Genomic DNA, 8,834 nt, shown 5'->3' with positions numbered 1-8,834 from the left:
GGGACGCGCGAGCGACCAACGGGAGCGAGGACCTCTCGCTCGACGAGGCATAGCCGAGGCAAGCGGCCCTTCCCGAAGGGAGGCGGCGCTACAAGTCAAGTAACACGCCTCGCTTGCCAACACCGCAGATTTGGTAGAACCGCCGCAGCCTTCGCTCTTGCATAGAGGGGCGCTTTGCTGTATGCTGAGCTAAGAGGGGCTGATGTGGGGAGGGGAAGCTTGAGCATAGAGGAGGTTTTATGGCGAGCGATCTGGAGAAGATGGCAGTCGAGATCGAGCGCCCGATAGGGTGTCTCTCGCGAACCGTTTTCTGGATTCTCTTTGTGATTTTTGGCGCTGTTCTGGCGGTGATCGGGTGGCTGCTTTATACTGCGGTCTTCGTTACTCATCCCATTGGTCTTGACAATCATCAGAAAGACGCGCTCATTGTCATCCTATCGGGTATTGTGCTGGCGACCATGCTGGCCGCCATTGTCCGCGACAGCATGCGCCGGGCGATCTATCGAAGAGTGCTGCGCAAGCGATCCAAGGACTGATCGGGCCATCTGGAGCGAGAGGATCGAACGTGCCGAAGCAATCTGCTTTGCCAGGTTGCTTCGGCACGTTGGTTTTTGTGGCGAGGCTCTTAGCGTGGGCAATCCTGAGCAGCTAGGCAGCCGGTTGTGGTTCGGCGATGGGCGGCAGGAGCGTTCCAGCCAATCGGTTGAGGCCGCGCTCTGGAGAGCGGCGCGCCTGCTGTCCAGCCGTGACCCGCGTGGGCAGGAGCGCGTGCTGGTAGACTCCCAGATCGGCCATGAGGTCGAGCCACCCGCTAACGCGGATGCTATGTTGGAGCGGCGCCTGATTATACGAGGCGTCCATGAGATAGCTGCGCACCCCCAGGGCGCCGAGTTTCTCGGCGGTGTGCAGGTTATCTTCGACAAACGCTCCGCAGCCTAGCTCCTGGGCCAGGGGGGCTTTGTCTGCGACGCAGTGAACGGCGGTGATAAGCTGCCCGATTTGCTGCGCGTGCAACCAGTCCAGTGTCGCCTCATAGACTTCAGGAGGCCGCGCGGTAATAATATGAATCTTCCAGCCATGCCGATGGAGGGTATGAATTGCCCAGGCCATATGGGGCATGGCGCTGAACCGCCGGGTGAACTCGGCATCGGCGCTCAGCCGCAAGCAGAGTTCGGTTGTTTCAGGGGTCATCCGAGGCCAATCATAGCTGGTCAGGGAGATATAGTCGTTCGGGATGCAATCGGGGAAGGCGGCAACCAGGGCCTCCCACAACTCCTGGCCGGAGGCGAGGACGCCGTCACAGTCCAGGCCAATTACGAGGTCGCGGCGCGACGCGGCCTCAGTCCGCGTTACATTCACCACTGCCATACAAAACGTGCCACAAGCCGCGAAGGAAAATGTGCGCTAACAGTCAGCGTGACAACTCTGCTCGTGCCGCTACCAGCAACGTAGCGTTACGTGCCCTTGATGCGGCGAGGGCCTCCTTTCTGTTGAGTGTGCCTGCTGCGCAGGCGATAGATAACATTACCAAGATTTGTGCCGTGAATCAGGGGAGCAAGCATTGCTCCTTTCACGCGGCCACTGTATTATACGCGCCAGCGGCGCTCATGGGAAGGGTATAGGACTTCTGGATGCTCGCTGGCAGAGACTCCAGCGCCGTCCACGCGACTTGACGAGCGATGGGCGCTGGCCCCCATGTACCAGCGCCCATAGAGAGCGGTTGGCGCCCGCGACGATCTTCCAGCCGCCTGCTCTGATTCTAGCCCTTTGTGACGCGCGCTGCTGTGAAGGGCGTCACTGGGAGCTTGTCTGGCGCTTCACATTGGTTAGATCAAGACGGCCAGCATGCCTGCCAGCCCGCCGATGAGTTCGCCGTATCCCTCGCCAAGTGCCGTGTCGCCAGTGATGAGGCTGGCGGCAAAAGCAACAACGATAGTGATGATGAAGAAGGCAATCAGCCGCCGGGCAATGCCAAAGGGGCTGAGCCAGTGATGTCGAAAGGTGCGGATGCGTGTGAAGACGACAAAGAGCACCAGGCCAATCGTCACCAGGATAATGGCCCCGTGAGTATAGTTAGCGAACGTATCCAGGTCGGCTGTATGGGGCGCTCTGGTCAGGATGGTGTTCGCGCCATAGCCCATGACGGCGGCCATGACGCCCATCAGGATTTTACCGAAGATGCCCACGTGCTTGAACTTTTTGGCTTCCTCGGCCTTTTGTTCCTGGGCGGCTTCGCGCGCCCGCTGGGACCAGGGCCAATGCCAGGGGGCCACCCGTTGGGCGACGGATGCTTTAGGCTGGTCGTCGTCCTCTCTGGTCACTTTTTCCATGACTTCTCTGGCTTCATGTTCGGCTACGGCCTCAGCCACCTCGGCGGCGCTGGTGGGGACGCGCACCCTTCGCAGCCCCAGCATCCCGGAGAGCGGGTGCCAGTCGCCGGTTAACAGGATGCCGCCCAGTAAGAGGATGGCCCCAAGCGCCAGGCTGTAAAAGCGGAAGGCGCCGGGCAGGATGCCAGGCACCATCCAGGCGATCACGAGCAGGAAGCCCAGGATATAGAGCGCGGCGCGGAAGCTGTGATGGCGGAAGAGCTGCGGAATCCGGGGGCTGGCAGGCTCCGGGGTGACGGGCGCGCGATGAAAAAGCCGCGCCATCAATCCAGGGGGCGGCGGGGGCGGTTCTTCTTTGCCGAAGTGGAAGAGGCTGTGATGTTCCGCTGGGGGCGGCTCCTCCTTTTTTTCTCCCAAATGGAAGAGGCCGTGATGCTCTTCCTCTTTGGGGGGCGCTGCTGGCTCGTCGTCTTTTTTCCCCAGGTGAAAGAGGCCGTGGGATTCTTCTGGCATGGGGCGTTTTCCTCTCTCGCAAAATATTCAGGCGTGTTACGTTGGGGCTAGCTTACCTGGCACGCGGCAAAAATGCAAGGTGTCAGTCTCGCTATTTCGCGTAGCCATGAGGATGGGCTTGCTTCCAGCGCCAGGCGCTTTCGATGATCGTGTCCAGGTCCGGGTAGCGCGGCTGCCAGCCGAGTTCGGCGCGGATGCGCTCGGAACTGGCGACGGTGGCAACCTGATCGCCGGGACGGCGCGGCCCTTCGCGGACGGGAAGGGCGCGGCCCGTGACGCGGCGCACGCTTTCTACGATCTGGCGCACCGAGTAGCCCTGGCCGTTGCCCAGGTTATAGATGCGCAGCCCTGGCTCGCTGCGGGTGAGCGCCTGGATATGCGCCTGAGCCAGATCGACCACATGGATGTAGTCGCGGATGGTGGTGCCGTCGGGTGTGGGGTAGTCTGTGCCAAAGATGTCCACCGGACGGCTTTCCAGCGCCGCCTCCAGCGCCAGCGGAATGAGATGGGCTTCGGGGCGGTGATCTTCGCCGTAGCGTTCGCTGGCCCCCGCCGCGTTGAAATAGCGCAGGGAGGCGCAGACCAGCCCATGCGCCTGAGCCAGCCAGGGGAGCATTTGCTCGACAAGCAGTTTGGAGGCGCCGTAGGGATTGGTTGGCTGCGTGGGGGCGTCTTCGCTGATGGGCAGGTGTGCTTGTTCGCCATAGAGCGCGGCGGTGGATGAGAAGACGAGCCGCTTGACGCCTGCCTGAATCATGCTGCTGACGACGGCGAGGCTGCCCGCGACGTTATTCTCGAAATACATTTCTGGATGGGCGACGGACTCGCCAACCAGACTGAAGGCGGCCAGATGAATCACCGCATCGATCTGCTGTTCTTCCAGAGTGCGGCGCAGGTGGTCGCGCTCGGCCAGATGGGCGCGCACAAACGTGGCTTCGGGGTGGATGGCGTCCAGATGGCCCTTTGCCAGCGCGTCATAGACGACGACCTGATGAGCCGTTGTTACTAACTCTTCGACGATGACGCTGCCGATGTAGCCAGCCCCGCCAGTAACCAGTACGCGCATGGACGCTTCCTCATGCTTTCTTTTTTCCTGCGGAGTATATCACAGGCGGAACAATGCTCCGTTCCACCACCTATCGGGGGTTGCCACTTGTAGCGCCGCCCCCCTTCGGGAAGGGCTTCGCCAGAGCCGCTTGACCGCGCTGGGCGCGGCCATTCTCGCTCGGCTGTGCCTCGCTCGCGCGTCTCTGCCGCTTGCCTCGGCTATGCCTCGGCATTCTCGCTTCCGTTGGTCGCTCGCGCGTCCCTCTTGGCGGCTGGACGCTGGCCTGCTGGTGTGTTGGCCCGCAGGGCGCACGCTCGCCCTGGCGCAGCGGTGAGCCGCCTGGAAGGCGGCGCTACAAGTGGCGTTGGCCCGCAGGGCGCACGCTCGCCCTGGCGCAGCGTTGGCCGCCAAGATGGCGGCGCTACCAGTACCATGCCTCGCTTGCCAACACCTCATGTTTGCTAGAACCAACATGCTCTCCTTCATGGACAGCGCCAGAAGGGTGTGGTATTCTCTCGCGTGAAGTAGTCAAGCTGAGCAGGAAGAGATGGGCCGCGTGGACGATCTTGAAGAGAGCCAGGCTCCTGCCGGGACAGGCCAGGCGATAGCCACCGCTGGGGATGCGCCCTCTGATGCCTATGCGCAGAGAAGGGGGTCTTCTAGCCCGGCGCGTCGGGTGACGTTTCTGCTGTTGGCGCTGGCCGGATTGGCCGGATCGGTGGCGATGCAGGCGTACCTGGGTACGTATGCCTCTTCAGGAGGCGGCGCGGCGCAGGTGAGCGTGCCGCCTGTGCCGGTGGCGTTCTCGCTGCTGTTGTGTCTCTGTGTTGCGGCGCTGCTGAGCTGGCGCGATCTGCGACGATGGCGCGCCCGCGTCCGGCATGGCTCCTGGGCGGAGGTCGAGCCGGAGCAGCCGCGCGCAGCCCTCTCGCTGCGGCTGCAAGCAATCGCCAGGCTGCCAGCCCTGCGCTGGTCCGACGTGCGGCGCGGCTGGCGTGAATGGGTGTGCGCGGCTGGCGTAGGTTTCTCCCTGCTGGCCTCGCTGATCGCCGATCTGGGGGCGCGCACGCTTGCGGGGCGTCCGGCGGCGCAGTGGTGGTGGATCGGCAGCGTCGCGCTGCTGCTGACTACCGCTGGCATGTATACCTGGCAGAAGCGGCAGAAGTCGGCGGCGCGGCCTGCAAAGCGCGCTCAGGCGAGTGATCGAGGAACTTCGCGGCAAACCGCGCGGCTGTCTCGCCTTGAGCGGGCGCGCGCTATCTGGGAGGCGATTGGCGATCCGGTCCTGCTGGTGATCTTGCTGGAAGTGGCGCTGCTGCTGCGTTTGCCAAATCTGACGAACCTGCCCTATGTCCTGCATGGGGATGAGGCGGCCTGTGGGCTGGAGGCGTATCGCTGGCTGAATGGCGGCGTGCCTTCGCTGATCTCGGTTGGGTGGTATGGGCTGCCGATGCTGGGCTATGGCATCCCTGCGGTGGTGATGAAGGTCGTGGGGGCCAATCTGCTTGGCCTGCGGCTCTCGTCAGTGTTGATCGGGGTGCTCTCGATTGCGCTGCTCTACGCGCTGGCGCGCGAGTTTGTCGGGCGGCGTCCGGCGTTTGTGGCGACGGCGCTGATGACCGTAGCTCACATTCATATTCAGTTCAGCCGCATGGGCATCCACTATATTCATGCTCCCTTTGTGGTCCTGCTGACGCTCTGGATGCTGGTGCGCTCGCTGCGCAAGAACAGCCCGTTCGCGGCGGCGGTGGCGGGCGTGGGCCTGAGCCTGGCGTTGCAGGTCTATTTCAGCGCGCGCATTCTCTTTCTGATTGTGCCGCTTTTCCTGATCGGGCTGTTCTTCTTGCAGCGCCGCTTGCTCAAGGGGCGCTTACTAATACTGGGCTGGATGCTGCTTAGCTTCCTGGTGTCGGTTGGCCCGCTGGGCGTCTATTTCTTGCAGGATGCCGCCTCTTTCAAGGCGCGCTCAGCAGAGGTGCTGATTCTGAACCTGACTGGGGAGATGCGCACGCATCTGCTCAGCCAGTTTGGCACAGTGGACCTCTGGGTTGTGTTACAGCATCAGCTTGCGGCGGTACCGCTGCTGGTGGGCGGGCTGCCCGATCAGAGCTTGCAATACGGCCCGTTCTACCCGCTGTTCGATGCGCTGGTGGCGGCGCTGGCGACGATTGGCTTTTTCTACGCGCTCGCCCATCTCAAGCGCCCGCTCTATCTGCTGCTGGTGATCTGGGTGGTCAGCACTGTGGCGCTGGGTGGTGTACTGACGATGGATATGCCCTGGTGGCCGCGCTTGCTGGTGATGGTTCCGGCGCTCTGCCTGCTGGCGGCGCTGGCGCTGGAAGAGGTGCTGCGAGCGGTGGAGCGCGTCTGGCGCTGCTTCGAGTGGCCGGTGGCTGCGACGGACCCTGGCCGACGCTGGCGGCCCGCGCTGCTGGGCGGTGTCCTGGCGCTGCTGGTGATCGGCTTTAGCGGCGGGCAAAGCATAGAGCATTACTTTATCGAGTATGGGCAGGAAGTGAACGGCGTTCCCTGGCGCGCGCGCTATACCGATATTGCGCGCTATGCCGCGCAGTTGCCTGCTGGCACAGAGGTCTTGCTCTTCAGCGACGACAGCGTGATCTGGACGTATGAGCCGATCCGCTTTCTGGACACGCAGGTGAACGGCCAGCGCACCGGCGATCCCGCGATGCTGCGGGCGCTGCTGGCAAATCGCACCGGACCAACGGTCATTATTATTACGCTCTCGCGGGCCGATGATTTCCAGAAGCTGCTTGATACCCCTGGCGCGCTGCCCGCTGGCGTCTATCGCCCACAGAAAGGCCCGGATGGGCAGGTGGCGTTTTACACCTATAGGCTCAGCGGGTGAGATGGGCCTGCCCGTCCCTGGCTCGCCTGGCGACTAAAGTCGCGGCTGGAGGCTGCGCCGCAAAGCCCGCCTACGCGGGCTAAGGCGAAAGCGCGGGTGTCTGACTGGCGCTCCAGGCGTCTAGGGCGCCTGGCAGTAGCTTTGTCGCAATTGCGGGCTGCTTGTGAGCGCGATCCCCAGTGCTGAACCCCCGGTGGGCGCGTCGGTCGTTGTGGGTGTCCCTTGCTCATTGCTATCGTGGAGATGCTTGCTAATGCCCACGATCAGCACTTGATTGCCCTGACAGCCAATGACACCAAGCGTGTCGCCTGGGATGGTCTGGATATGGTTCCAACCGCTGTCGGGCATGTGTTTTTCATAAAACTGCTCGATGCTCGCTGGCTCGCCGCTGCTCACTGTCCAGATCCATTCGTCGGCGGTGAGGACACCCTGGGTGACGGTCCTTTTGTATTGAAAGGCGATATTGTCTGGCAGGGGTACGTTGCTTTGCAGGCCATGTCGGTCAACCACAGGAGGCGTGGGCGCGCTGGCGCGCAACGCCCAGAAGATGCCTCCGGCTGCTCCACCAAACAGCACCACCGCCAATGCGATCAGGAGCAGCGCCTTGAATCGGCGCGAGCGAGCAGGCGCTGCCGGAACTGGAGCATAGCCAGCCGGGATGGTTGCGCCCTGGAGAGGATAGAGACCTGGCGTCATCGGCGGCCAGGGCGGCGCAGGTGGAGGTGGGTAACTTGTCTGGTTTTGGGGGGGATAGACTGGCTGACCCTGGGCCATGAAGTCCGGTTGGTCCAGGGGCCAGCTTTCCGGGCTGGTCGGGGCGCCGTAGGGAATGAACTCTGAGGGGGGCGCGCCGGAAGGAGACGTTCCGCTGGCGGTAGACGCAAACTGCCATCCGCAGGCGCTGCAAACCGGCGCTGCCGCAGGAAGCAGCACGTGGCAGCGCGGGCACTGCTTCGATGATCCACTGACAGACATCTGACCCCCTTTTCATCGCCTGGCAACAAGCGCATCTCTCTATCGAGACTCTTTGGAGTATAGGAAGGCAAAAGTGCTTTTGTCAAACTGCTGAACCGCCTGTCTGCTGCTGTGATGGCAGGCAGTATTCAGCCAGGGTTGGTAGGAGATGCCCGAAGGTGAAAGCATGGGGGTGAAAGAGTAAGGACGGGGAGCCATCAAGCGGCTCCCCGTCGTGGGTGGCTTCACAAGGTTATGGCGTTGGGACGACGGGGATTTCTGAGCAGAGAATCTGCACCACTGCCGGGCTGCTGCTCAACTCGGTTAACAGGGCTGAGCCGCCGCTGGGGGCGGTAATGGTGTCAATGACCTTCCCGTTATCATCGGTCGCTTCTAGTTTTGTGCTGCTGGCTCCAATGAGCAGCACCTGACCTCCCTGGCAGGCGCTAACATCCTTATCTCCACTGGTGTCACCATTGAAGGTTTGGATATGTGTCCAGCCGTTCTTGGGAAGGTTATCTTTATAGAACTGCTGGATGGTGGTCGGGTCACTCCCGCTGACGGCCCAGCCCCAGGCATCAGCGGTGATGGTGATTTTGGTGTCAGCGTCGGTTGAGGTATAGGTTTTCTTCAAGCCAGACCACGAAGTATTATTGGGCAAAGGCACATTGCTTTGCAGGCCGTGTCGGTCGAAGAAGGGGCCGTTTGATGAATGACCTGGACCCAGGAGGAAGAACCAGGCGGCTCCTCCGCCGCCAATCAGGACGACCAGGACGACCAGGAGCACGATGATTTTGCCTGCGCCTCCCTTCTTGGGAGGAGCCATGACGGGCGCGCCAGGGTAGCCGGGGTATGCCGGTTGAGCCGGAGGCGCATAGGCGCCGTAGCCTGGCTGGCCCTGGGGAGGGTAGCCTGGCTGGCCCTGGGGCCAACTGCCAGGGCCGCCCTGCCCGGCGTATTGGGGTGGGCCGCCATAGTTGCTGGCTGGTGGGGCGCTTGGCGCAGGCGCAGCGGGAAATTGCAGCCCGCACGTGCCACAGAATGTCGCCTGCACCGGAAGCACAGCATTGCAGCGCGGGCAAGATTTTGAGGGACCACTGACAGACATAGGATAAGACCCTCC

The 8,834-nt window shown here is 62.6% G+C and carries 8 protein-coding genes; 2 read left to right on the top strand and 6 right to left on the bottom strand.

The annotated features are described in order from the left end of the window. Positions 1-239: 239 nt before the first annotated feature. Complete coding sequence (locus tag VH599_15755; GenBank protein HEY7349771.1) at positions 240-536, top strand: hypothetical protein; 297 nt, start codon at positions 240-242, stop codon at positions 534-536. Between the two features lie 112 nt (positions 537-648). On the opposite strand, the gene VH599_15750 is transcribed toward VH599_15755, so the two are convergent. The 4 genes from VH599_15750 to VH599_15735 form a co-directional block, all read right to left on the bottom strand. Beyond that, positions 649-1,368, bottom strand: a complete 720-nt coding sequence (locus VH599_15750; protein HEY7349770.1) for a hypothetical protein — start codon at positions 1,366-1,368, stop codon at positions 649-651. Between the two features lie 458 nt (positions 1,369-1,826). Continuing rightward, positions 1,827-2,843, bottom strand: coding sequence for a hypothetical protein (locus VH599_15745; GenBank protein HEY7349769.1), 1,017 nt, complete (start codon positions 2,841-2,843; stop codon positions 1,827-1,829). Positions 2,844-2,934: 91 nt separating this feature from the next. Next, on the bottom strand, positions 2,935-3,909 hold the full coding sequence (galE, locus tag VH599_15740) for a UDP-glucose 4-epimerase GalE (protein HEY7349768.1): 975 nt from the start codon (positions 3,907-3,909) through the stop codon (positions 2,935-2,937). Positions 3,910-4,109: 200 nt separating this feature from the next. After that, the gene (locus tag VH599_15735) at positions 4,110-4,325 is read right to left on the bottom strand and encodes a hypothetical protein (protein HEY7349767.1); all 216 of its coding nucleotides are present in this window, start codon (positions 4,323-4,325) and stop codon (positions 4,110-4,112) included. Positions 4,326-4,447: 122 nt separating this feature from the next. On the opposite strand from VH599_15735, the gene VH599_15730 reads away from it, so the two are divergent. Continuing rightward, positions 4,448-6,757, top strand: a complete 2,310-nt coding sequence (locus tag VH599_15730; GenBank protein ID HEY7349766.1) for a glycosyltransferase family 39 protein — start codon at positions 4,448-4,450, stop codon at positions 6,755-6,757. A 120-nt stretch (positions 6,758-6,877) separates the two neighbouring features. Here VH599_15730 and VH599_15725 read toward each other — a convergent pair whose 3' ends face one another. Both VH599_15725 and VH599_15720 read right to left on the bottom strand, forming a co-directional pair. Further along, positions 6,878-7,732: a hypothetical protein gene (locus VH599_15725; GenBank protein ID HEY7349765.1), complete on the bottom strand. Its 855-nt coding sequence runs from the start codon at positions 7,730-7,732 to the stop codon at positions 6,878-6,880. 232 nt (positions 7,733-7,964) lie between these two features. Beyond that, positions 7,965-8,819, bottom strand: coding sequence for a hypothetical protein (locus tag VH599_15720; protein ID HEY7349764.1), 855 nt, complete (start codon positions 8,817-8,819; stop codon positions 7,965-7,967). Between the last annotated feature and the right edge of the window lie 15 nt (positions 8,820-8,834).

Source organism: Ktedonobacterales bacterium (assembly GCA_036557285.1).
Lineage (GTDB): Bacteria > Chloroflexota > Ktedonobacteria > Ktedonobacterales > DATBGS01 > DATBHW01.
The sequence above is the reverse complement of the archived record's forward strand: the minus strand, read 5'-3'. Positions and strand labels throughout refer to the sequence as shown.

What these genes read in the sequence shown, in the direction of transcription:
- VH599_15735 (HEY7349767.1), bottom strand. Translation starts at nt 4,325, where the DNA reads ATGGTACTGGTAGCGCCGCCATCTTGGCGGCCAACGCTGCGCCAGGGC.
- VH599_15755 (HEY7349771.1), top strand. Translation starts at nt 240, where the DNA reads ATGGCGAGCGATCTGGAGAAGATGGCAGTCGAGATCGAGCGCCCGATA.
- VH599_15725 (HEY7349765.1), bottom strand. Translation starts at nt 7,732, where the DNA reads ATGTCTGTCAGTGGATCATCGAAGCAGTGCCCGCGCTGCCACGTGCTG.
- VH599_15720 (HEY7349764.1), bottom strand. Translation starts at nt 8,819, where the DNA reads ATGTCTGTCAGTGGTCCCTCAAAATCTTGCCCGCGCTGCAATGCTGTG.
- VH599_15745 (HEY7349769.1), bottom strand. Translation starts at nt 2,843, where the DNA reads ATGCCAGAAGAATCCCACGGCCTCTTTCACCTGGGGAAAAAAGACGAC.
- VH599_15750 (HEY7349770.1), bottom strand. Translation starts at nt 1,368, where the DNA reads ATGGCAGTGGTGAATGTAACGCGGACTGAGGCCGCGTCGCGCCGCGAC.
- galE (HEY7349768.1), bottom strand. Translation starts at nt 3,909, where the DNA reads ATGCGCGTACTGGTTACTGGCGGGGCTGGCTACATCGGCAGCGTCATC.